22 protein-coding genes and 1 pseudogene are annotated in these 21485 nt (G+C 62.2%); 9 read left to right on the top strand and 14 right to left on the bottom strand.

The genetic code is table 11. From position 1 onward, the window contains the following. Positions 1 to 11 precede the first annotated feature (11 nt). Positions 12 to 1073, bottom strand: coding sequence for an LLM class flavin-dependent oxidoreductase (locus AC1Z32_RS00910; protein WP_483476834.1), 1062 nt, complete (start codon positions 1071 to 1073; stop codon positions 12 to 14). 264 nt (positions 1074 to 1337) lie between these two features. Between AC1Z32_RS00910 and AC1Z32_RS00905 the strand changes: the two are divergent. Next, a pseudogene (locus tag AC1Z32_RS00905) lies at positions 1338 to 1667 on the top strand (acyl-CoA dehydrogenase family protein); the annotation flags it as partial. Between the two features lie 6 nt (positions 1668 to 1673). Here the strand turns inward: AC1Z32_RS00905 and AC1Z32_RS00900 are convergent. Both AC1Z32_RS00900 and AC1Z32_RS00895 read right to left on the bottom strand, forming a co-directional pair. After that, positions 1674 to 2420: an SDR family NAD(P)-dependent oxidoreductase gene (locus AC1Z32_RS00900; RefSeq protein ID WP_483476833.1), complete on the bottom strand. Its 747-nt coding sequence runs from the start codon at positions 2418 to 2420 to the stop codon at positions 1674 to 1676. Between the two features lie 4 nt (positions 2421 to 2424). Then, entirely contained in the window at positions 2425 to 2787 is a 363-nt protein-coding gene (locus tag AC1Z32_RS00895) for a cupin domain-containing protein (RefSeq protein WP_483476832.1), read from the bottom strand. 265 nt (positions 2788 to 3052) lie between these two features. Between AC1Z32_RS00895 and AC1Z32_RS00890 the strand changes: the two genes are divergently transcribed. Together AC1Z32_RS00890 and AC1Z32_RS00885 are read left to right on the top strand one after the other, a co-directional pair. Next, entirely contained in the window at positions 3053 to 4090 is a 1038-nt protein-coding gene (locus AC1Z32_RS00890; protein WP_483476831.1) for an amino acid ABC transporter substrate-binding protein, read from the top strand. Positions 4091 to 4108: 18 nt separating this feature from the next. Further along, positions 4109 to 5449, top strand: a complete 1341-nt coding sequence (locus tag AC1Z32_RS00885) for an ArsB/NhaD family transporter (RefSeq protein ID WP_483476830.1) — start codon at positions 4109 to 4111, stop codon at positions 5447 to 5449. A gap of 42 nt (positions 5450 to 5491) precedes the next feature. On the opposite strand, the gene AC1Z32_RS00880 is transcribed toward AC1Z32_RS00885, so the two are convergent. From AC1Z32_RS00880 to AC1Z32_RS00850, 7 genes are all read right to left on the bottom strand, one after another. Then, on the bottom strand, positions 5492 to 6172 hold the full coding sequence (locus AC1Z32_RS00880) for a TetR family transcriptional regulator (protein ID WP_483476829.1): 681 nt from the start codon (positions 6170 to 6172) through the stop codon (positions 5492 to 5494). Between the two features lie 27 nt (positions 6173 to 6199). Beyond that, positions 6200 to 9259 carry a transglycosylase domain-containing protein gene (locus AC1Z32_RS00875; protein WP_483476828.1) on the bottom strand — a complete coding sequence of 1020 codons (3060 nt, stop codon included), beginning with the start codon at positions 9257 to 9259 and terminating at the stop codon, positions 6200 to 6202. Between the two features lie 184 nt (positions 9260 to 9443). Beyond that, the gene (locus AC1Z32_RS00870) at positions 9444 to 10226 is read right to left on the bottom strand and encodes a hypothetical protein (RefSeq protein WP_483476827.1); all 783 of its coding nucleotides are present in this window, start codon (positions 10224 to 10226) and stop codon (positions 9444 to 9446) included. Between the two features lie 126 nt (positions 10227 to 10352). Beyond that, the gene (locus AC1Z32_RS00865; RefSeq protein ID WP_483476826.1) at positions 10353 to 10892 is read right to left on the bottom strand and encodes a hypothetical protein; all 540 of its coding nucleotides are present in this window, start codon (positions 10890 to 10892) and stop codon (positions 10353 to 10355) included. A 31-nt stretch (positions 10893 to 10923) separates the two neighbouring features. After that, on the bottom strand, positions 10924 to 11484 hold the full coding sequence (locus AC1Z32_RS00860) for a hypothetical protein (RefSeq protein WP_483476825.1): 561 nt from the start codon (positions 11482 to 11484) through the stop codon (positions 10924 to 10926). A gap of 26 nt (positions 11485 to 11510) precedes the next feature. After that, the gene (locus AC1Z32_RS00855; protein WP_483476824.1) at positions 11511 to 12080 is read right to left on the bottom strand and encodes a hypothetical protein; all 570 of its coding nucleotides are present in this window, start codon (positions 12078 to 12080) and stop codon (positions 11511 to 11513) included. 101 nt (positions 12081 to 12181) lie between these two features. Next, a complete protein-coding gene (locus AC1Z32_RS00850; RefSeq protein ID WP_483476823.1) occupies positions 12182 to 13348 on the bottom strand; it encodes a mandelate racemase/muconate lactonizing enzyme family protein in 1167 nt (388 codons plus the stop codon). Between the two features lie 100 nt (positions 13349 to 13448). Here AC1Z32_RS00850 and AC1Z32_RS00845 point away from each other — a divergent pair, with 100 nt between their 5' ends. The 3 genes from AC1Z32_RS00845 to AC1Z32_RS00835 all read left to right on the top strand — a co-directional run bounded on the left by AC1Z32_RS00845 (position 13449) and on the right by AC1Z32_RS00835 (position 15233). Beyond that, positions 13449 to 14411 (top strand): LysR family transcriptional regulator, encoded by a 963-nt coding sequence (locus AC1Z32_RS00845; protein ID WP_483478171.1) that lies wholly within the window; start codon positions 13449 to 13451, stop codon positions 14409 to 14411. Positions 14412 to 14511: 100 nt separating this feature from the next. Next, the gene (locus tag AC1Z32_RS00840; RefSeq protein ID WP_483476822.1) at positions 14512 to 14805 is read left to right on the top strand and encodes a hypothetical protein; all 294 of its coding nucleotides are present in this window, start codon (positions 14512 to 14514) and stop codon (positions 14803 to 14805) included. Positions 14806 to 14918: 113 nt separating this feature from the next. Then, positions 14919 to 15233, top strand: coding sequence for a DUF4148 domain-containing protein (locus AC1Z32_RS00835; RefSeq protein ID WP_483476821.1), 315 nt, complete (start codon positions 14919 to 14921; stop codon positions 15231 to 15233). Positions 15234 to 15268: 35 nt separating this feature from the next. Here the strand turns inward: AC1Z32_RS00835 and AC1Z32_RS00830 are convergent, their stop codons facing one another. Then, entirely contained in the window at positions 15269 to 15862 is a 594-nt protein-coding gene (locus AC1Z32_RS00830) for a hybrid sensor histidine kinase/response regulator (RefSeq protein WP_483478170.1), read from the bottom strand. A gap of 263 nt (positions 15863 to 16125) precedes the next feature. On the opposite strand from AC1Z32_RS00830, the gene AC1Z32_RS00825 reads away from it, so the two are divergent. After that, positions 16126 to 16749, top strand: coding sequence for a hypothetical protein (locus tag AC1Z32_RS00825; protein WP_483476820.1), 624 nt, complete (start codon positions 16126 to 16128; stop codon positions 16747 to 16749). A gap of 67 nt (positions 16750 to 16816) precedes the next feature. Then, a complete protein-coding gene (locus AC1Z32_RS00820) occupies positions 16817 to 17557 on the top strand; it encodes a GNAT family N-acetyltransferase (protein ID WP_483476819.1) in 741 nt (246 codons plus the stop codon). A 20-nt stretch (positions 17558 to 17577) separates the two neighbouring features. On the opposite strand, the gene AC1Z32_RS00815 is transcribed toward AC1Z32_RS00820, so the two are convergent. Continuing rightward, entirely contained in the window at positions 17578 to 18060 is a 483-nt protein-coding gene (locus AC1Z32_RS00815) for a carboxypeptidase regulatory-like domain-containing protein (RefSeq protein WP_483476818.1), read from the bottom strand. Positions 18061 to 18272: 212 nt separating this feature from the next. Here AC1Z32_RS00815 and AC1Z32_RS00810 point away from each other — a divergent pair, with 212 nt between their 5' ends. After that, positions 18273 to 19334, top strand: coding sequence for an IS630 family transposase (locus AC1Z32_RS00810; RefSeq protein ID WP_483476817.1), 1062 nt, complete (start codon positions 18273 to 18275; stop codon positions 19332 to 19334). 9 nt (positions 19335 to 19343) lie between these two features. Here AC1Z32_RS00810 and AC1Z32_RS00805 read toward each other — a convergent pair whose 3' ends face one another. Together AC1Z32_RS00805 and AC1Z32_RS00800 are read right to left on the bottom strand one after the other, a co-directional pair. Next, positions 19344 to 20507, bottom strand: a complete 1164-nt coding sequence (locus tag AC1Z32_RS00805; RefSeq protein ID WP_483476816.1) for an AI-2E family transporter — start codon at positions 20505 to 20507, stop codon at positions 19344 to 19346. A 179-nt stretch (positions 20508 to 20686) separates the two neighbouring features. Beyond that, positions 20687 to 21379 (bottom strand): CBS domain-containing protein, encoded by a 693-nt coding sequence (locus AC1Z32_RS00800; RefSeq protein ID WP_483476815.1) that lies wholly within the window; start codon positions 21377 to 21379, stop codon positions 20687 to 20689. Positions 21380 to 21485 lie beyond the last annotated feature (106 nt).

Genomic DNA, 21485 nt, shown 5'->3' with positions numbered 1-21485 from the left:
GCGTGAAGCGATCACGCGGACAGCAGACGGCGCACGCGCGGCGCGACCTCTTCGGCGAAGAGGCGCATATCGGCTTCGAACGGCTGAAACTGCAGCATGAAGAGTTCGATGCCCGCCCGATGAAAGTCCGCGATGCGTCGCGCGACCGTATCGTAGTCGCCGACGAGCCCCGCCGCCGTGCCGCCGTTCGACCCGACGCGCGCCGATCGCGCGAAGGTCTGATGCATCACCGCGTTCGGATCGGTATTGGCCTTCTGCCGTTCGCGCAGCGGCTTGTCGAGTTCGGCAAGCGCGAAGAGCTGTTCGAGATGCGCGTCGGCCTGTGCCTGCGTCGCGCGCGCGATCACGAAGGCCGACAGCCCGAAGCGCAACGCGTCCTCCCCGGCGGGGCGCGCACGCGCGCAGACATCGGCGATCAGACGCTCGACGTCCTCGGGCGGCTGTCCGTTGATGAACCATACGTCGCCGTGCGCCGCCACCAGCGAGCGCGCCGGCTCCGACTCGCCGCCGACATAGATGCGCGGCCGCAGGCGGAACGGATCGCCGGGACGCAATTGATAACCGTCGATGCGGAAGTTATCGCCGCGATGATTCACGGTCTCGCCGCGCAGCAGCTTGTCGACGACCGTGATCCATTCGCGGCCATAGGCATAGCGTTCGTCGTGTTCCGCGAAACCGATGCCGGCGCGTTCGAGCTCCGGGCGATTCCATGCGTTCACGAGGTTGATCGCGAAGCGCCCGCCGCTGATGTGCTCGATCTGCTGCGCCATCTTCGCGAGCACGACCGGATGATAGAGATAAGGCTTGATCGCCGCGATGATCTCGATGCGCGACGTAAGCGCAGCGAGCGCGGCCGATGCGGTCCACGCTTCGAGCTGATCGAGCGCGGGATCATGCGGATTGATCGTATGCTGGGCGACGAGCACCGAGTCGTAACCGAGGCGCTCGGCCTCGAGCACGAGCGCCTTGTTGCGTGCCCATGAAGCGTCGTAGGGTTCTGCGGGGTCCTGAAGTGCGGCGCGGCTGCCGTGCACGAGCGCCCAGACGCCGAAGCGTGGAAGTTTGGATGACATCGCTATGAAACGCGGATAGGCGGTGATGAAGGGATGTCCATGCTAACGCCGCACGCGCGCGCGACCATCCAATTTCTATCGATATGCAAGTGCCATAAACGCATTAAGACGCGAGTCGCGATGTTTGTCACATGAGGTCTTTCATATCCGCCACGAAGATATCGAATCGGGCTATGGTTCATGGATTGGCGTTTCGATGGAATGCTTTCGCGAGCGCGGCCCTCACCATCAGGCGACAACGCAATGAACGATAGCCGGGAATCCCTCGGCGACTGGGACAACATGGGGCAGCGTCAGACCGACAGCGGCACGGTGGTGTTCGAGCGCGTGCGTATCGCGGCGGATGAATTGCTGAACGATCCCGGCCCGCTCTCGAGTCCCTACGCCTGCCTGCGGCCGCTGCTCGCGCAGGTGATCCTGAGCCATATCTATCTGGGCCGCTGCGCGCGCTCGACCACGGCTGCGCTGCGGCTAGACCGCTTCTGGCGCAACGTGCGCGTGCATACGCTGCACGATCCGCTCGATTACAAGGTGCGTGAACTCGGCGACTGGGCACTCAACGGGCGCATGCCGAAGCCGTCGTTCTATTCGTGAGCCCGACTAAAACGGACTGATGCCCGACATGCCGCCGTCGACCGCGAGGTCGGCGCCGGTCATATAGCGCGATGCATCGGATGCGAGGAAGAGAATGGCGGAGGCGATTTCCGCTGGCTCTGCTGGCCGCTTCATCGGTATCACGTTCGACCATTGCAGCAGTTGCGCTTCGGATATCCCCAGTGTGTCGAAGATCGGCGTATTCGCCACGCCCGGTGAAATGCTGTTGACGCGTATGCCGGACTCGACGAATTCCGCCGCAAAGCTCTTTGCCAGCGACACCACGGCGGCCTTCGACGCACAGTATGCGGAGAAATTTTTAGTGCCCTGATTCGCCGCCAGCGAAGCAACGAGAATGATCGAAGCTGGCCGCGCGAGAAACGGCAACGCTTCGCGCACCGTCGCATACACGCCGCCGACGTTGATGCTGAGCACCTCGGAAAACTGCTCCAGCGATGTCTCGCGCACCGGCGTTTGCCGGGAAACGCCAGCGTTCGCCACCACGACATTCACGTCGCGCTGAAAGTGGCCAACGGCGGTTTCATAGAGCCGTCGCATATCGCCGGAGCTTGCGGCGTCCGCAATGAAAGGGAGCGCATGCTCGCCGAGCTTCTCCGCGGCCCGTTGCAGCTTTTCCGCATCGCGCCCGCTGATCACCACGCGCGCACCTTCGGATACGAATCGTTTAGCGGCGGCGAAGCCAATGCCGCTGCTGCCGCCCGTCACCACTGCCAGCACGTCCTTCAGCAGCATCGTGTCATCTCCGCACGTTGACGACCAAGGCGCGGCCTGGCCGGATCGCGCGCGTCGAATGGCCCGTACCCTCGAGATCGCCCGCAATGAAAATCGCGCCCGCCGCGAAGCGTTGCGCGGGGTCACCGCCTTGCACGGTGATTTCGAGTTCCCCATCGAGCACGACGACGTATTGTCTCGATGGCGGGTTATGCCAGCCAAGGAAGTAGTCGCCGTCGAACTCATGCACGAGCACGCTTTCGCACGGCTGCGGCGGCGATAACGACACAGCGACGCCGTTGAAAACGATAGGACTTGCTTCGAACTCGCGGATGGTTCTGAACCGCGAGTGTCCCTCGGGGCCGGCGTAAATCTCGATGCATTCCATCGCGTCTCCTTTTGCCGCTCGACGGATCACCGGAAGCGGTCCGGCAATGCGCAGACGATTTATCGACAATGGCATTTCTTACGGAATCGAAGTCTAGGCGGCGGGCAGGCAAAGTCAAAGCCCGCGCACATCGAATCTTCCGGGTGCATTCGGGCATACGGAAAAGATTGCTTGAACCGGATCCAATTTCAACTACAACCTAATTGACGCGCGCGTGCGCGCCAATGGCGAAACGCTTCGAACGCATATTCTCGTGGGGAAGACGATGAAAGAGTTGGCGAAGCGCTTCATCGCGATTGGCGGTGCCGTGCTGCTCGCGCTGCTGGCTTGGCCTGCGGCCGCCTTGTCCGCCGATTCGGAAACGCTCGCGCAGGTCAAGGCAAGAGGTGTTCTGCGCTGCGGTGTCAGCGACGGAATTGCCGGATTCTCGGCGCAGGACGCGTCCGGACGATGGTCCGGCATCGATGTCGATTTCTGCCGCGCACTTGCCGCCGCCGCGCTCGGCGATCCAGGCAAGGTCGCTTTCGTTCCGCTCAAGACCTCCGCTCGGTTTCCGGCGCTCAGGACCGGCCGCATCGACGTCCTCGCGCGCAACACCACGTGGACACTGCTTCGCGAAGGCACGCTCGGCGTCCAGTTCGCGGGCGTGCTTTTCCATGACGCGCAGGCGTTCATGGTGTGGACGAAGAGCGGCACTCAAGCGCTTTCCGCGCTCAAGGGCGCGACGGTATGCGTGCAGCGTGAGACATCCACGGAAGCGAATCTCGTCGGCTACTCGAACGCGAATCAGCTGGACCTGAAGCCGCTCCTCGTCGGCTCGGTGGCGGAACTGGAGCAGGCGTTCATTGCCGGACGCTGCAGCGCCATGACGGCGGACGCATCGCTGCTCGGCTCGCTGAAAGACCGCATGCCCGGTGGAGAATCGGCGGTCGCGATATTGCCGGAGCACATCTCGAAGCAGCCGCATGCGCCTGTCGTGCGCGGCGACGATACGAAGTGGCTCGTCGTCGTGCGCTGGGTGCTCTACACGCTGATCACCGCGGAGGAGCTCGGCGTGACCCGCGAGAACAGCGCCGCGCGGATGAGCGCTCCGCTCGTGGCGCGCGCGCTCGTTCCCGACGCGAGCGTCACCGCGGCACTCGGCATCGAGCCGGGCTGGACCCTGCGGGCGCTGGCGAGCGTCGGCAACTACGGAGAAATGTTCGAGCGCAATCTCGGCGCGGGAAGCCCGTTGAAGCTCGAACGCGGACTCAACAACCTGTACACGCACGGCGGCCTGATGTACGCACCGCCGATGCAATAACGCCTGCACGAGCCCATCATGAGCGACTGGCAAATCTATCTCGTCGTCGGCGTGTTCGCGGCGGTGATTCTCGTGATCGCCTTCGATCTGATCGACATGGCCGTCGCCGCGCTCGTCGGCACAAGCGTGCTGATCGCGCTGCGCATCATCGACGAACAGGATCTGATCGCCACCGCGCGAACCTCGGCGGGGCCGATCAGCCTTCTGTTCGGCGGCATGGTCGTCGCGCGGATACTCGCGACCACGGGCCTGTTCGATCTCGTCGGCGACTACTATCTAAGGGCGACGGCGGGAAGCGGCAAGCGCTTTCTCCTTCTGCTGATCGTGATCGTCGCGCCGTTGTGCGCGCTGCTGCCCAACGCGACGACAGTGATCCTGCTCGCACCGATCATCATTCGCGTCGCCCAGGCACTGGAACTCGACATCGTTCCACCGATGATTCTCACCGCGCTCCTGAGCAATGCCGCCGGGCTTCTGACGCTCGTCGGCGACCCGGCGACCTTCCTCGTGGGCAGCTCGATCGGCATGACGTTCGGCGAATATCTTCGGCGCGCGAGCCTCGGCGGCCTGCTCGCGATCGCCGTGGTGATTCCGTTGCTGCCCGTCCTGATGCGCGACATCTGGCGAAGCGTCAGGCCGCTGCCGCCGCGCCAGCCGGAAACGAAGCTGAAACGGCCGCTCTATGCGGCGCTCGCGCTGGTCGTGCTCGCACTGATGATGGTGCTCTTCGTGCTCGGCGAAGAGCTGCCGACGCGCATCGTCCCGCCTGTCGTCGCGGTGATCGCGAGCGCGCTCGCATTGCTGGTCGCCTACGCGTTCAGGGTCGAGCCCACGGATCGCGTGCTGCGCGACGTCGACTGGAAGACGCTGCTCTTCCTCACCTGCATCTTCTGTCTCGTGCAGGGCATGGCGAAGACGGGGCTTCTGCAGGTCATGTCGCTCAAGCTGTACGACACGTTCGGCACGCGCCTCACGTTCGTCGCGCTCGCGATGATCTGCGGCATCGGCCTGCTTTCATCCTTGCTCGCCAATGTGCCTGTCGCGGCCGCCTCCATCGTGATGGTCAAGGGCTATCTCGTGACGGCGGAGTTCGTTCCGGAGTCGGCGCTGTCCGACCAGTTCACGCAATGGCCCGCCGTGGTGATTCCCGTGTTCATCGCCATGATGTACGGCGCGACCCTCGGCGGCAACGCAACGCTCGTCGGATCGGCGGCGAACATCGTGGCCGCGGGCATCTGTTCGCAGCAAGGCACGCCAATCAGCTTCGGCCGCTTCCTGCGCTACGGGCTGCCCATAACCGCGTGCCAACTCACGATCACGGCGGCTTACGTGATCGTGCTGACTTACACCGTGCGATGAACGCATGGCGACTGCGCCAGCCGGTCAGCCTCGTGCGCGGGATCATGCCCTGTCGAGTTCGATGTTGCGCGGGTTATCGCTGGGCGCCAGCGCACCTTGATGCAGATACGACAGCAACATCTCGGCATGCAGGGCGGCTATCGACGCCTGATGCTGCGGCTGCGCATAGTTTCGTCCCATGAACGCGTCCAGCGTGAAGCGGTTGGATACGACGTAGTATCCGAGGCCAACGAGTGTCACGTAGAAATCGAGCGGATCGATGCCTGCGCGAAACTGCCCCGCCGCCACACCGCGTTCGAGCGTCACGCGCAGGAGATCGACCACCGGGGAGATCGTCGCGCGCAATCCGCTCGAGCGCTCGAGATACCGCCCTTTGTGCAGGTTTTCGTTATTGATGAGACTCAGCCATTGGGGGTTGTCCCAGAAGTACGCCCATATCGACTGCGCCAGCTTGCGGATCGCATCGGTCGGATCGAGGCCCGACAGATCGAGATGCGCCTCGCTCTCTCCGAACTGCGCATACATCGATTCGAGCACCGCGACGTATAGGCCTTCCTTGCTCGTGAAGTAATAGTAGAGCATCCGCTCGTTCGTGCCCGCCGCGTTGGCGATGGCATCGACACGCGCTCCCGCTAGACCGAATTGCGTGAACTGCTGTGTCGCAGCCTCGAGAATACGCCGCCGCGTACCCTCCGGGTCTCGTCTTACTCGTTGCTCGTTCATATCAGCCGCCTTCATAAACGATGAACATCAGTTAACGGACCGACCGCTTTGCTGCACTTCCTCGTCAGCGAAGAGAGGCCGCAGTTCAGGGCCGAGCGACTTCAACATCTGCACGGCGAGTGCGCTCGTAAAGTCATAGCGCGCCGCATACGGCTCGCGCACGTAGGCGGTGAGCGTGCCGAAGAAGCGCTCACCGATCACGAAGACGAACGTAGCGGTCCTGCTTACCTTACGCGATTCGATGAGACGCCGCCCGCGCGCGTACACATTGAAGCGCTGGTCGCCCGTGCCCGTTTTACCGGACACGTCGAGCGCGCGGCCATCGGACGACGCGATGCCAGCGGCAAGGCGCTGCGCGGTGCCGCCTTCGACGACATCGCGCAGGAGCCGCTGAACGATAGTCGCGATCTCGGGTGCGATCAAGGGCTTCGCCGGCGCGCCGACGTGCACGAAATGCGTCTCGTACGGCGTATCCTTCGCGAATTCGAGCGTCGCGATGCGTTGCGTGGCAAGCCCGCTGCCGCCGTTCTCGACGATGCCGACCAGTTGCGCGAGCGCCTCCGGCCGGTCGCCCGATGCGCCGATCGCCGCCGCAAACGAAGGCGTGACCGACGAGAACGGATAGCCGAGCGCGCGCCACGACTTCGCGATCTCGGCATACGCCTGCAGCTCGACCATGCGCTTGATGCGCCTGTCCTGCGTCGCGCGATAGCGTGTCTTGAAGAGCCACGAATAAGCGGTGACGCGCGCTTCGCGGCTCGCGTCCTGCACGTCGTCGAGCGTCGCGAGCGGATGCTCCCGCAGATAGTTCACGGTCCACAGTTCGAGCGGATGCACGCGCGCGATATACCCGCGATCGTTGAGGTTGAACTTGTCGATGCCGTATTTCGCATGGAGCTTCGCGAGGTCCTCGTCCGTGAGCGAAGCCGCCGGCGTGCCGCGCAACGCCGCGCGCATCCGGGTATCGAACCATGACTGCGATTCATCGGGCGCGACGCTGCCCAACACCGTCGCGATCCGCTGCGGCGACTTGCGCACGTCGCGCAACAGCAGCGCAAGCGCCTCGTCCGCGCTCTTCGTCCGATACTTCGCGTAGAAGCGGCTCATGTACACGCGGCTCTCCGCATCGGCGAAGCGGGTCAGGTACGCGTGACGCACCGCCGGATCATCGAGCCAGCCCGACGATGGCCCGGCCGCCCGAACCATTTCGTAGTGGACGATATCGCGCATCAGGCGCACGAACACCAGATTCACCGAATGCTGAAAAGCGCGCTCCACGGTGAGCACGCGCGCGTTATCGGTCGCCTCGAAGTTGTTGAAGCTCTGGGCGCCGCCGCCCGTATAGAAGGTCTCGCCCGGGCTCGCGGAGTATTTGCGTTCGACGGCGGCATCGAACATCGCGGTAAGCGATCGATCGGACGTTTTGGCGAGGTAGTCGAGCGCCCAGCGCGTGAGCGCATCCTGACGGTCGGGCGTCACGCCGCGCAACTGCGCCGGGGTCATCGCGCCATAGCGTTCGTGCAACGCCGCGACGATCTGCAAATAGGTGATGACGGTGCGCAGCTTCGCTGTCGAGCCGAGGTTGAGCCGGCCGCTGCGGCTGATGTCGAAAGGTTCATTGAGGCTGTCGGTCTGCACGCGCACGAGGTTCACGCCGCTGCGGCGCTCCATGAGCGTGAAGCTGTACGAAATCTTCGACGGATCGTCCTGTGGCCGCAGCATGTGATAGCCGATGATTCCGGCATCGCGCGCGCCGTCGCGCGTGGCCACGCTCGCGAGCCGGTCGCTCACGGCCTGCTGCACCGCGTTATCGAGCGTCGCCTTGACGGTGAGATCCAGGCGATCGAGATCGTAGAGGCTCGATACGCCGAGTGTCCCGAGCAGGTTCGTGCGCAGCGCCGTCACGCCCTTGCGCGTGACGAACGACACCGCCTCGCGCCGATGCGGCGTCGCGTTCAGTTCGAGCCGCGCGGCAAGGGCCCGGTCGCGAAGGGCCGGTGCGATGATCCCGTTCGCGCCGAGCAGGCGCAGGTAACTGTCGGTCAGGCGCGCGAGGTCCGGATTGCCCGCGCGCAGAAAACGCGATGGCGCGCGCTGCGCGATCATGAGCGAGAGCGCCTGCTTGAACGCGAGCGCTTGCGCATCCAGCGTTTCCGCCGAAATGGGCGCGTTCAGAATGCGATTGTATTCATCGAAGTCGCGCCCGTACCATGCGGCCATGCCATCGGGTAGCCCGCTGATCTCGCCGATCCCCGGCCGCGCCGCGAGCGGCACGGAGTTCAGATAGCGCACGACGAGCTGGCGGCGTCCCGGCATGGTCTGCGGGCCGTCGAGATAGGCGCGCACAGAGGCGGACGCGATCTGACGAAGCTTCTCCGGCGCCGAGGCGGTGCGTCCGCCCGACGAGTGGCGAAACTTCTCGATCTGCGTTGCGAGCGTGCTGCCGCCCGGCTGCGGCGCGTGCCTGTCGAAGATCCGCACGCCCTGATCGAAAACCGCACGACCGAACCGTCCCCAGTCGATCGCCGGGTTGCGGTTGGGTTCGCGCTCGTCGAGCAGATTGCGGTCCTCGATGAAAAGCAGCGCACTGACGATGACAGGCGGGATGGAGTCGAAATCGTCGTAGACGAGGCCGGGGCTCGATGCGCTGAAAAGCATCGTGCCGCGGGCATCGAGCAGCGTGAGCCCGGCGCGGTCTTTTTCGTCATAAGGAAGGAAGAGGCCCTTGTCGGCCATCGCCAACATGGCCGCGGAACCGCGCGCCTGCGCGGTGACGGCGAACCCGCGCGCGATGAGCCGCTCCTCGAACGACGGCAGCGATGCATAGCCGAGCCGCACGTCATAAGGGCCCGCCGCCGGATAGCGGATGCTGGCGCTCGGGCCGTCGTCGAGAGAAAACCCGATCTCGCGCCCGAGTTCCGACAGATAGCGCGCCTGTCGCTGCGAGGTCCGCATTTCGGTCTGTGTCATCTGCGCGGCGACGACGCAGATGAGCACACACGCGATGGCGAAGAGCCATGCGGTCCAACGCCTTGCGGGCGCGGCGCGCGACGCGCCCAAGAGTTGTTCTTCCAGAGGCCCGCTCATGACGCCTTCTCCCAATGCGCCCGACGGCTTTATTCGGCTCCAATTAGTTTAGTTCAGGAATGCCGCTGGAATGCAACAATCAGCGCTTCGTTCTTTCCGCTTCGAAGAAAGATTGCGGCGCAAATCGAGTGCGGGGCAGACGCAACTTTCTATCGAATCGCAATGATTCCGCTTCCAATGGCATTCAGCGCGTTACGCCCTGCGAGCGGACTGTCTTTCGCAGTACGACGTCGCGCTCCGGATCCGGCATCGCGAGAATGGCATGCAAGGTCACTCGCATCGCCCAGCACGCGTCGGCCGGCGCCGCGCCTCTCGGGTCTTCCGCATAAACGGTGTAGCGCGCGATATCCGCCGGAACGTATCCCAGTTCATGCAATATCGAAAGTTTCAGGCGCTCTTCGGCCCGCGAATATTGCTCCGCGCTCGGTAAATCCAGGCTCGCTGCGGATACGCTGGCATGAAGGGCCGCGTGCAACACGCGAAAATAGCCGTCGATATCCGCTTCGGACATGGCACTCAACGAGATCCGATTGATCACGGCGGTCATGTCGTTCGAGCCGAAGCAATCGGGGGGAACGAGCGTATCCAGAAACTTCGAAATCAACGCGACATATTGGAGCCGCAGTCCGGGCGAGAGACGTTCGAGGCCTTCTGTCACCTGTTCGGCGCGTGCGCTCGAATTCAAAAGCAGCCTGCTCGTGCCGTGCGGGTTTCCGAGAATCACCGGATCGTCATTGATGCGCGTGATCCAGGCGATGATCAATTGTCCTTTCCCCGACTGGGGATCGATGCCGTCGGCGACGAGCAGACTGTCATAGACAGACCGGCGCGGGGCCGCCGCGGATGCCGCGGCGTAATCCAATAGCATCGACTTGTTGAACCATAGCTCGTCGTATCGGATCGCCGCGTGGACGTGCAATGCACCCGCCGATGCGAGCAGCCACCCAGCGACGAGCAACGCTTTCATGTTTCCCCCGCGTCCGAAGCTCGCTTTCATGCATGGAACTTTATCGACGTCTCATTACCATGTTAGGTCAGCAAACTGCGGGAGCGGCATGGCGTTGCGTTTTATATGGAAAACGCGAGCGAAGCCTCAATATCCGATCCTGAGCGGCTCGGGATGCTCGCGGCTGATCATGAGGCTCGCGCCTACCGTAAAGCCGGACACCGTGATGGGCACCGAGTAAGTACGACATCCGTTGGCTGCGCTGGGATCGAGCGCCGATCTCGCCGTGAAGGACTGCGTCACGCCCTCGGCGGCAAAGTAGACCGTTATGTCACTGCCCCGCTTCACTGCGAGTGCGAGCCGCGGTCCATTGGTCGAATCGAGGATCGGGTAGCCGCTGCAATCGGCCGAAGCGAAACTGATATACGAAGTCGCGAGCCATCTGAAGTCGGTCGCGGAAAAGTGAAAGGTCGCGTCCTCCACGCGCTCGATGGGTATCACGGCAGTCGCGTCTCCGGCCGTGAACGCAACGCCGTTTTGCGCCGCGAAGATCGTGAGATCGCCAATGACATGCCCGTTCGCGTCGAATACCCTGACAGGGCGATGTCTCTCCCGATGCGCGGAATCATCGGCAAGACATGTCATCGCGTAGAGCACGAACAGTGCTCCGATCAGGCAGCGCTTCATATCGGCCTCCGTTGGGACCGCGTCCGAGCCATCAATAGGCGACGCGCAGCGGTTCGGGATAATGCTGAGTCAGCGGATAGGTGCTCCTGATCGCCCAGTAGTTCTCACCCTCGTTGACCGGATTGGTCATGCATGTCGTCACGCCGGTAGTCGCGTCGGTCTGCTTGAACGACCACACCTGCGTATCGCCGGACATGCCCTTGGTAGCGATATAAATCGTCACGTCGGCGCCTTCTCTCACCGGCATCGCCGGAGTAGGGCTGCCCGCATCCGCGACGGCCACACTTCCACTGCAATCGTGCGACGGGTAAGGCACGAACGTATAACCCGCCCATTCGTATTGCGAGGCCGAGTATTGCAAAGGACCGACGCGCTTGTGATTGACCGCCACGAAGACGGGATCGCCGTCTATCGCGAGATACACGCCGTTGGCGCCCGAGTAGACTTCCAGAGGACCCACCGCCCTTCCCTGTGCGTCGTACACCATCGGCAGACGCAGTTCGTCGCGGCCGTGTTGTGGCGGGTCATCGCGCTCATGGGCAAAGCTCGCATTCGCGCACATGACGAGCAGGACTAAAAGGATTCGACACATGACGCATCTCCGTCGATCGCGGTGAATCAATAGCTGATGGTCAATGGCTCGGGATAATGCGCCGTCAGCGGATAATTCGTCTCGGCCGTGAACGCGGCCACGGGCGCAGTGGAAGGCGGCACGTGGCCAATGAAGGGAGGCGGCGTGCATTGCTTGCCGTCGAATACCGCGACGATCTTGACGGGAGACGAGTCGGTATCGCCCGCGATCAATAGCGTGACATCAGCGCCCGTTCTCATTGCGATGGACGGCCGCGGGCCGCTGTTCGGCGTAATGAGCGGCGAGCCGCTGCAATCGGCGGTCGAGTAACCGAACGGTCCGTATGTGGACCATTGAAATCTGGCCGAATCGTACTCGTTGGCGCCGTCGTTGAGGCGCGTGATCCGGGCGAAGACGAGCGCGCCGTTTATCCTGAGGAAGACGCCGTCATAGCCGCCATAAGATGCAACGCGTCCGATGAGCTTGCCTTGCGCGTCGAATAACTTGAAAACGCGTTGCTCGTCGTGTCGTCGGCGGTCGCGCCTGTCGTCCGCATCCGCATGGAGCGACATTGCGCTCACGACCAATGAGACCACCACGACGAGCAAGCGACGCATGAGCGTCTCCTTCGACTGACAGCGACCGCATGGGCTTGCGGCCCGGATCTGCATCTTCAGCAGAATAGATTCGCTATGCTGCCATTTCAAGGAGGGTCGAATTATGCGGAAAGTTTTTTCATCTCGGCGATGAGATCGGACTTGCCCTCGAAGCCGATGCCCGGGAGATCGGGCATCGTGATGTAACCGTTGTCCACCTTGACGCCATCCGGAAAGCCGCCATACGGCTGAAACAGGTCCGGATAAGATTCGTTGCCGCCAAGCCCAAGGCCAGCCGCGATGTTGAGCGACATCTGATGGCCGCCATGCGGAATGCAGCGGCTCGGCGACCAGCCATGCGCACGCAGCATGTCGAGCGTGCGCAGATATTCGACGAGGCCGTAGCTCAGCGCGCAATCGAACTGCAGCCAGTCGCGGTCGGCGCGCATGCCGCCGTAACGGATCAGGTTGCGCGCATCCTGCATCGAGAACAGGTTTTCGCCGGTCGCCATCGGCTTGCCGTAGTAGTTGCGCAGCGTCGTCTGCAGCTCGAAGTCGAGCGGATCGCCAGGCTCCTCGTACCAGAACAGATCGTATTGCGAGAGCGCCTTCGCATATTGAATCGCGGTATCGAGATCGAAACGGCCGTTGGCATCGACGGCGAGTTTCTGGCCGTCCTGCAGCACGCTCAGGATCGAATCGATGCGGCGCAGATCCTCATCGAGCGATGCACCGCCGATCTTCTTCTTCACGACCGTATAGCCACGGTCGATATAGCTGCGCATCTCGTCTTTCAGCTTCTCGTGATCCTGCCCGGGATAGTAATAACCGCCGGCCGCATACACGAAAACTTTGCGGTCCGGCTGGCCATTGCCGTATCGGTCGGCGAGCAACTGGAACAGCGGCTTGCCTTCGATCTTCGCGACAGCATCCCAGATCGCCATGTCGATGGTGCCGATCGCGACCGAACGCTCACCGTGACCACCGGGCTTCTCGTTGCTGAACATCGTCGCCCAGATCTTGTGGGGATCGAGGTTGTCGCCTGCATCGTTGACCAGCGAGGCCGGGTCGGCTTCGAGAATGCGAGGGATGAAACGCTCGCGCATCAACTTGCCCTGACCATACCGGCCATTCGAGTTGAAGCCGTACCCGACCACCGGCTTGCCGTCGCGGATCACGTCCGTGATGACGGCGACGAGACTCAGCGTCATCTTGCTGAAGTCGATGTACGCATTGCGGATCGGCGAGCTGATAGGAACGGTCTTTTCGCGGATTTCAACGATTCTCACGGCACGGGCTCCAGATGTTTTCAAAGAGTATTGCGGGCGTAGCTTAACCGTGAAAATCGCTGCTAAACTGCACTTTCATTCATTTCATTTTTCACATCCAGTGAATACTGAAACGCAAACGGCCACTGATTTCGAGTTCTTTATTCTGCTGGCGAAACTGCGAAGCCTCTCTGGAGCGGCGCGCGCCCTCGATCTTTCGCCGCCGGCCGCGACGAAGCGGCTTGGCGTCATCGAGCAACGGTTGGGCGTTCGTCTGGTGAATCGGACCACTCGAAGCGTGAGTCTCACGCCCGAAGGCGAAACCTATCTCCGGTATGCCTCGCAGATCGTCGGGCAAGTCCGCGAGATGGAAGAGGCGATTTCGGGCGCGAGGCGTGATCCGCAAGGTCTCTTGCGCATCAACGCGACCCTCGGTTTCGGACGCACGACGATTGCCCCGCTCGTGTCGGAGTTCGCGAAGCGATTCCCGAGCGTCGAGGTGCAGTTCGAGGTGACGGACCGCCCCGTCGACCTGATCGAAGGCGCGTTCGATATGGCGATCAGATTCGGCGACTTGCCCGACAGCCGTCTGAGCGCGCGCCGCATCATGAGCAATCGCCGCTTTCTCTGCGCTTCGCCGAAGTATCTGGAGAAGCATGGAACGCCTGAGCGCGTCGAAGAGCTGGCCGATCACCGGTGCATCATCCATAGACAGAACGACGACGCCTACGGGGTTTGGCGCTACATCGTGAACGACCATATCGAGGCAATCAAGGTAAAAGGCGCGCTGTCCAGCAACGATGGCGATATCGTGCTTCGTTGGGCACTGGAGGGACACGGAATCCTGATTCGCTCGGAATGGGATCTGGCGAAGTACGTGCAGAGCGGGCGGCTCAATCTCGTGTTGCCAAACACGGTTCTTCCATCTGCCGACCTGTTCGTCTATTACCCCCGGCAGAAGAACCAGACAGCGCGCGCGCGCGCGTTCATCGACTTCCTGGTCGGGCGATTCCAGGCACCTTTTACACCCGTCGAAACGGGTAGCGAACCGCGCGAACGGAAGAAACGAAGCGCCCGCAAATGAGCTGACCGAACGCCCGCGAAGTGCGCGAGCAACATGAACGGCGAACTGGGTACGCTACGTGCTTCCTAGCCTGTTGTCACGTCTAAACGCGGGGGCGCAGATGGGAGTCGATACTACCGAGTGGTTCCCTTTGGACCGATATGCGCCGTACCGCGAAGGCTGGTACGAAGTCAGGCTCACAAGCGGAGATACGGCATTCTCCCGGTATGTCGAGGGCCACTGGACCGAGCAGCCCGTGCTCGTGTTCACGCACTGGCGCGGCCTCAGCGCGGATCCGGGCATCTCCGGGGACACGGAGCACATGGACGCGCAAGCCGCCGCCGCGCAAGGCGTACGAGCGGTATGGAACGCGTTCTTTCCCGGGGTGGACGAGACACATCAAACCAAGGAATGAACGCGGTCATCCGGATTTTCTTCTGACGGGTGCAGTGGCAAGCGCAACGACCGTTTCGAGCGCAATATTTTCAAAGCCGACTCGTTGCGGCGACTATTGCGTGGAGACGTGCTATGCATGAGTTCCCGGGAAACCGCTCGGCCCTAACCGCGCTGGCGCTGCTGCTGACTGGATGTGTCGCCGGCGGCGTGCCACAAAATGGGCCGCATCTGAGTCCGGCGGAGTGCCGCGACCTGGCCGCGCTCAGGACCAACGCGCCACCTACGATGGCGCAACATCAGAGCGAACTCGCGGCGCTGAGGAAGGCGGGCTACAACCCGTCGCCATGGGATGACGACCCGTGGTATCCAGAGGATCTGCAGGCCGCGCAGCGCCTCGTCGACTATTGGTTTCAGACGGAGTGCCAGCGGCTTCCTCCGCCTGGCTGAAGCCGAAGCACGGCGTTTCCAGCGTTATCGATGCCCTAATGTCGCGGCGACGTCAGAGTTCGTTCCAGCGCCGATAGCTCGACCGGCTTCACCAGATGATCGTCGAATCCGGCTTCGCGAGTCCGCTGATAGTCTTCGGCCTGGCCGTAACCCGTGACGGCTATCAGCCGAATGCCTTCCAGATGCGGCATGGCGCGTAATGTCCGGGCCAGTTCATAGCCGCTCATTCCAGGCAGTCCGATATCGAGCGGGGCTACGTCGGGACGAAAAGTTTCCGCGCACCGGATCGCCTCCTGCGCACTGTAGGCGACCTCCAGCGTATGCCCTTGCAGCAGGAGCAAGGTCGACAGGGAGTCCGCGGCGTCCGCGTTGTCGTCCACGATCAGCACTCGCCGTGGAAGCACCTCGGCTTTGGCGGATTTCGTCGGCGCGACTGCGGGCCGTGCGATCCGCGGCAGCCGGATTTCAAACGTCGCGCCATGACCCATGCCCTGGCTATGCGCACTGATCGTTCCGTCATGCTTGTCCACGAGGCGCTTCACAACCGCGAGCCCGATTCCCAGCCCGCCCTGCGCGCGATCGAGTGTGCGCTCGCTCTGCACGAAGAGGTCGAATACATGAGGCAGCAGCTCGCTCGGGAATATGGCGCCTTATCGCATCGGAGGGCCTTCCTTTTACTAGACGAATGATACGATCCGCGGCCCGACGCGTCGGCTCGTGGGGAGCGTCATATCTTCAGACCACCAGGCCGGCAAATCGCTTCACGACAACCGGCCTGGCAAAAGCTCGGAAGCGTTGTCGTGAAACGGAATGACATATCTCTTCGCTTTGGTCCTTTGCCGCCGACTCGTACTATCCGGTTCGAGGTTGAGCCAATTTGCGAGGGACTGTCATGAACGTGAAGCTTTCATCTGCCGCCGTCTCCTATGTGCGCCAACTGCGCATTTCACTTTGCATCGGAGCCCTGGTCTACTTCGCCTATGGAACGGGAACGTCCATGTGGGCAAGTCCGTGGTTGTCCGGAACGGCCATGTTCATGACGCTTTGCGCGCCGCTCTTCTCGATGCTCTGCAATTTCGCCGATGCCGCAATGGTCCGCATAACGGGCCTCGTCACGCTGGGCAAGCTCGGCCGGTTTATCGCACAGCTCGCATTCAACCTGATTTTCATGGCAGCGGTCGTGCATGGCGGGCTCGTCAGCCAAGCCGATATCGCACACATCGGCGGGGTGCCCGGCGCGGCGCTGCTTGCCACACTCGTCTCGCAAGGTACGCAGTATGTGGCGGTACTGATCGCCAACCATGGCATCGGCACTCGCGATGGCAACGTCACGCTGGGCTATCTCGTGAGTGTCTCGGTCATTGCTTTGTCCATGCTGGGGCATCCCCATGTCCAGCACGGGTTCGAAATAGCAAGCATGGCATTCGGCGGCTTCATCCTCGCGCTTGGCCTGATCAAGGACGCGCGGTGGCTGGCAGGACTGGCATCGAGTCGATCGCAATCCACTCATGCATAACCGACTTCAACGCACCAGTATGTGTCCAGCATCGATGAACGTGACTTCAGTGAGCAGGGAGATTGAGATGATCGATAGCATTGTTTCGAAAGGCCTGTGCAATATCATTGGCCAGGATGTCGACGCCGCTGTCACCGCGCCGGTATTCGTTAGAAGTGACATTCCCGGGGGACCGGTCGTGTTCACGCCGACGCGTCTCTACTATTGCGATGGGCGTCTGCTGGCTTACGAGATCACCGATGCGCAAGCCTTCTGGACGCTGCTTCGGCAAGCAAAGGCCGAACATGGTGATCGCGGCGCCACTGTCCTGCTTCCTGCCGTCGAACAGTTCCGGAACAGACGGCTATTCGTGTCACACGATGGCATGGCGGTATTCGCCCTCGGCAATACGGAAGACACGCGCGGGTATCTCTCCAGCGTTTGCAAATCGCCGAAGTATCCCGGATCCATGGCGCGACTGCTTCAGTTGGCAATCCATGAGGGCGCCAACCACCTCTTCTGCTTCGATACATGCCTCACGGCTTACTATCGCCGACTGGGTTTCAGGCCGGTATGTCGCGTTTCGTTCGAGACATTCGGCCAACCCTGTGACTGGAATCGCGAAGCGTACCGCGAATACGGACCTGCCGGAAAATCGGGCTGCCCGGACGTGAACTACTTCTGCTATGACCCGTGTCAGCCGCTGTCATGCGCAGCCGATTCAATCGACGTTGCTTTCGTCAGCACGGATATTCCGTACGCTTCGTCGCTGCAGCAGGCCAAAGAGATCCTGAAAGGAGAAGTGGACAAAGTAGTGGCGTTGCAGTGACGGCGCAAATGGGTTCCCCGCTAACGCCCGACGGACGCACTACAACGCTGGCAGCGACGAAGGACGACAGCTTTGGGTGTTTCCGACATCAGCACATTCATGTGCAAGCCGCCGCGGGCCGGCACCGTCGCCAGCTTCGTCACATCCGCTCCGCCATTGTTCGCGAGAATACGGTAGCGCCCCGCGGGCAACATCACGAAAAGAAACGGACCATCGGTACGCGCATGCAGTACATGACGACCTGCGTCCGTCGTGATCTTCACATCTACATCGGAAAGATAGCTGCCCGAGGGCGTTGCAAAGGTCAGGCGCAGGCTGTAGCGAGGCGCGGCGGCTTCGAACGCTCTCGCCTCGTCCACGCCAACGCCTCCCGTGACGAAAAGGACGCCGTCGCGGCTTACCGGTTCTGGCAGCGGCTGTGACATTGCCGCGCTCGTGACGAGCGCAAGCATGAAGGCTGGCGACACTCGAAGGACCGAACGATGAAGGATTCGCAGCAGCATGATGCAACTCTCGGATGCGGTGGAAAAACCTGGCGAAGTGTCGAGAGGCAAGCCGCCATCGTCCTACTCAGCCGGGTGAATCCAAGCATCCCATCCTCGCGCCGTTACCGGTTGACGCAAGTCAAGCAGGAGCCGTCTGCGGGGTCCCCCTTCGCTCGGCGAGCCAAACCTAGTGCATTGCATCATTGAATTGGCACCCCAAGTGTGTTCAGATGCGGGTCATGGGCAAAATGAATCTGACCGATACCGAACGCGAGCAACTGCTGTCGGCGGCGCGCAGCCGAACGGTGCGTGCGGCGGACGTACGACGCGCGAAGTTGATCCTGATGCTCGAGGACGGCGAATCGCGCGACAGCATCATGCGCACACTGGGTTGCGACTCGCGCTTCATCGCGCGCTGGTCGGGGCGCTTTCTTAGCGAGCGACTGTCTGGCATGTACGCCCGACATCCCGGGCGCGCTCCCAAGCAGCCGCCAGCCAGACTTGAGGCGCGTGTGCTCAACCGTACTCTCAAGCACAAACCCACCGACGGCTCGACACACTGGAGCAGCTATAAGCTTGCGGCAGAGCTCGGCGACGTGTCGGTCTCGACCGTGCAGCGCATCTGGCGCAAGCATGGGGTCAAGCCGCAGCAGTTGGAGCGGCACATGGTCTCCAACGACCCGGACTTCGAGGCCAAAGCAGCCGACGTGATCGGGCTTTACCTGAACCCGCCGGCGCACGCAGCGGTGTTCTGTGTGGACGAGAAGACCGCGATTCAGGCACTCGACCGCAAGGACCGGATGCTGCCGCTGTCGCCGGGGCGCGCCGAGAGTCACGGCTTCGAGTACAAGCGCAACGGCACGCTCAGCCTGTTCGCGGCGTTCAATACTGCGACCGGCGAGGTGCTGGGCAGAACAGCGCCGCGCCACACCAGCGAACAGTTTGTGGCCTTCCTGACCGACGTCGTGGCCAGCCAGCCCAAACGCAGAGAAATCCATGTCATCTGTGACAACGTGAGTAGCCATAAGACGGAGCGGGTGGCCACCTTCCTCAACGCGCATCGCAACGTACGTCTGCACTTCACGCCGACCTACTCGTCGTGGCTTAACCAAGTGGAAAACTGGTTCTCGCGCATCCAGCGTGATGTGATCGCCCGGGGCATCTTCACTTCAGTAAAGGATCTGAATCGCAAACTCATGCGCTACATCCGCGAGCACAACAAAAATCCGAAGCCGATCAAGTGGAAGTATGACGATCCTTCGCGTCGAATCCGCCAGGTGCCAAATCAATGACGCAGTCGACTAGTTGCTCGCGCGCCCGATTCGATCTCGTCGCGCTCTGCCGCGCATCATCGCGCGCGCGGCGCTCTTCGGACGATAACGGTCCACGAATAACGAGCGGGCAACGATGGTCTTCCCGGCGTCGGGCTCGCGCCATGTCGCCGCCGCCTGCAATCGTTCATCCCAGAGCCTGCGCAGCATCTCCGCCACGAGCGGACCGGCGAACAATCCCACCAGTCCGAATGCAGCGACACCGCCGAGGATACTGAGCAACGCGAGCGCGAAAGGCATGCGGATGGCATTGCCGATGATGAACATCCGTATGACATTGTCGATCGAGCTCACCACCAGCGCCCCCCAGAGCAAGAGTCCGACGCCGTTCCATGGGTTCCCATCGATGAGGAGCACGACACCGGTGGGCAGCCAGATGAACAACGCGCCGAATGGAACGAGCGCGGCGACCGCGGTCAGCAGCGTAAGCAGGATTGGTTCGTCGGCGCCTGAAGCCCAGTAGCCGATGCCCGCAGCAGCAGCCTGTCCGATAGCGGTAATCGGGACGCCCACCAGCACCGCGCGCGTGACGCTTCGAAGCGATGCGACGTAGGCTTCGAGCCTCGGACCGACGAGCGGCTCCAGCAACCGGCGCGCCTTCACGACCAGAGACTCGCCATGCCGATACGTGAAATAGAGCGCAATGATCGTGAAGCCGAATTGCAGCGCATTGCGCCCCGCGAGGCGGCCCGCCTTCGGAATGGCGCTCAGCCATCCGTTGCTCAGCGATGCGACTTCACTCCTCCACGCGGGCGCCTCATGTATCCACTCGGACAGCTTCGTGCCGACGATGGGAATGTCCGCCACGAGCGAGGCAAGCCGATTCGGCTCGCCGCCGCTCCACGCAACGAGCCGGTGAGCGAATTCGATGACCTCGCGGGCCAAGGGTACCGCAACGGCAATCATCGACCCGATGATGACGAGCGCGACCGTTGCAGCAGTCATCAGCGCGCTCAACGAGGCGCGTCCACGCAGGCCCCTGCGGATGAATATGAACAACGGCCACGTCGCATAGGCAATGATGAACGCCCACAGTACCGGGCCGATGAACGGGCGAAAAACCAGTGCGCCCAACGCGAGGATCAGGATGGCGGGAAGCCACGACGCATTCGACGCAGACGTTCTCTTTTTCATCGCGCTGTTCCCGATATCCGCTCCCCCGGATTCTAATCGTCATCGGGGAACATCGGCATCGGGCTGCGCCTGCCGCGTGCTGACGTGCGAGAGTGCGACGAGGTAATCGCCGCTAAATTGCGGGAGATCGTCCTCCGTCACGATCCCGGCGGGACTTCCCGCGCAGGTTGCGCCGCTTCCTATGCCGCGGGCATGACAACGGGATATTCGAGGTGCGCAACGACCTTCTTCACCCCTTGCACGTTTTCAGCCGCCACGCGAGCGGCCTGGCGTTCTTCCTCGCTCATGATGATGCCCCAGAGATGCACGATTCCCTCTTTCACGATGACGTTCTCGGGTGCAATCGCCCAGCGCTGTCCGTTCATGGCAAGCACGATCGCATTGCGTATCGATGCATCGTCGCGATCGATCGGCGCGGGTCGCTCGGGTGCGAGGGCGACTATTGCGCGCAGCAGGTTGGCCCGGCTGACGAGGCCGACGACTTTTTCATCGCGCACGATGGGTACACGCTTGATCCGCCGACGCTCGAGCAGTTCGGCCAGCTCCGCAATCGGACAATCCTCCGTGGCAGTCACGACGTCGGTCGACATGACATCCTTGACCTTGCCCGCGTGCTCCTTGACGTATTTGCCCGCCAGTTCGCGCGTCGAAGAGAGCAGTTCGAGCCACCAGGCACGATGCCTGAAGCCCGTGCCAATCTCGTGCCGATGCAGCAGATCGCCTTCCGTCACCATGCCGACGAGCCTGCCGGTCTCGTTGATCACCGGCATTCCGCTAATGTTTCGGAGCACCATCGTTCTGGCGGCGTCGCGTATGGTCATTTCCGGATCGGCTGATATGACGGACGTCGTCATGATTTCGGCTGCTCGCATGTTCATCTCCTTCGAGGGTTCGACGGCTTCGTACAGGGGATTCCTCACGGCCTTGCGCCATTCTTCGTCGTGGGCAAAGGTGCGCCATTGACCGAGATCAATCCAA

It is taken from the genome of Caballeronia sp. 11_S32, assembly GCF_056930355.1.
The sequence above is the reverse complement of the archived record's forward strand: the minus strand, read 5'-3'. Positions and strand labels throughout refer to the sequence as shown.

Excerpts from the sequence above, each read along its gene's own strand:
- AC1Z32_RS00800 (WP_483476815.1), bottom strand. The coding sequence starts at position 21,379 with ATGCGAGCAGCCGAAATCATGACGACGTCCGTCATATCAGCCGATCCG.
- AC1Z32_RS00805 (WP_483476816.1), bottom strand. The coding sequence starts at position 20,507 with ATGAAAAAGAGAACGTCTGCGTCGAATGCGTCGTGGCTTCCCGCCATC.
- AC1Z32_RS00875 (WP_483476828.1), bottom strand. The coding sequence starts at position 9,259 with ATGAGCGGGCCTCTGGAAGAACAACTCTTGGGCGCGTCGCGCGCCGCG.
- AC1Z32_RS00870 (WP_483476827.1), bottom strand. The coding sequence starts at position 10,226 with ATGAAAGCGTTGCTCGTCGCTGGGTGGCTGCTCGCATCGGCGGGTGCA.
- AC1Z32_RS00815 (WP_483476818.1), bottom strand. The coding sequence starts at position 18,060 with ATGCTGCTGCGAATCCTTCATCGTTCGGTCCTTCGAGTGTCGCCAGCC.
- AC1Z32_RS00895 (WP_483476832.1), bottom strand. The coding sequence starts at position 2,787 with ATGGAATGCATCGAGATTTACGCCGGCCCCGAGGGACACTCGCGGTTC.
- AC1Z32_RS00890 (WP_483476831.1), top strand. The coding sequence starts at position 3,053 with ATGAAAGAGTTGGCGAAGCGCTTCATCGCGATTGGCGGTGCCGTGCTG.
- AC1Z32_RS00825 (WP_483476820.1), top strand. The coding sequence starts at position 16,126 with ATGAACGTGAAGCTTTCATCTGCCGCCGTCTCCTATGTGCGCCAACTG.
- AC1Z32_RS00810 (WP_483476817.1), top strand. The coding sequence starts at position 18,273 with ATGCGGGTCATGGGCAAAATGAATCTGACCGATACCGAACGCGAGCAA.
- AC1Z32_RS00840 (WP_483476822.1), top strand. The coding sequence starts at position 14,512 with ATGGGAGTCGATACTACCGAGTGGTTCCCTTTGGACCGATATGCGCCG.
- AC1Z32_RS00860 (WP_483476825.1), bottom strand. The coding sequence starts at position 11,484 with ATGTGTCGAATCCTTTTAGTCCTGCTCGTCATGTGCGCGAATGCGAGC.
- AC1Z32_RS00885 (WP_483476830.1), top strand. The coding sequence starts at position 4,109 with ATGAGCGACTGGCAAATCTATCTCGTCGTCGGCGTGTTCGCGGCGGTG.
- AC1Z32_RS00900 (WP_483476833.1), bottom strand. The coding sequence starts at position 2,420 with ATGCTGCTGAAGGACGTGCTGGCAGTGGTGACGGGCGGCAGCAGCGGC.
- AC1Z32_RS00910 (WP_483476834.1), bottom strand. The coding sequence starts at position 1,073 with ATGTCATCCAAACTTCCACGCTTCGGCGTCTGGGCGCTCGTGCACGGC.
- AC1Z32_RS00835 (WP_483476821.1), top strand. The coding sequence starts at position 14,919 with ATGCATGAGTTCCCGGGAAACCGCTCGGCCCTAACCGCGCTGGCGCTG.
- AC1Z32_RS00880 (WP_483476829.1), bottom strand. The coding sequence starts at position 6,172 with ATGAACGAGCAACGAGTAAGACGAGACCCGGAGGGTACGCGGCGGCGT.
- AC1Z32_RS00855 (WP_483476824.1), bottom strand. The coding sequence starts at position 12,080 with ATGCGTCGCTTGCTCGTCGTGGTGGTCTCATTGGTCGTGAGCGCAATG.
- AC1Z32_RS00820 (WP_483476819.1), top strand. The coding sequence starts at position 16,817 with ATGATCGATAGCATTGTTTCGAAAGGCCTGTGCAATATCATTGGCCAG.
- AC1Z32_RS00865 (WP_483476826.1), bottom strand. The coding sequence starts at position 10,892 with ATGAAGCGCTGCCTGATCGGAGCACTGTTCGTGCTCTACGCGATGACA.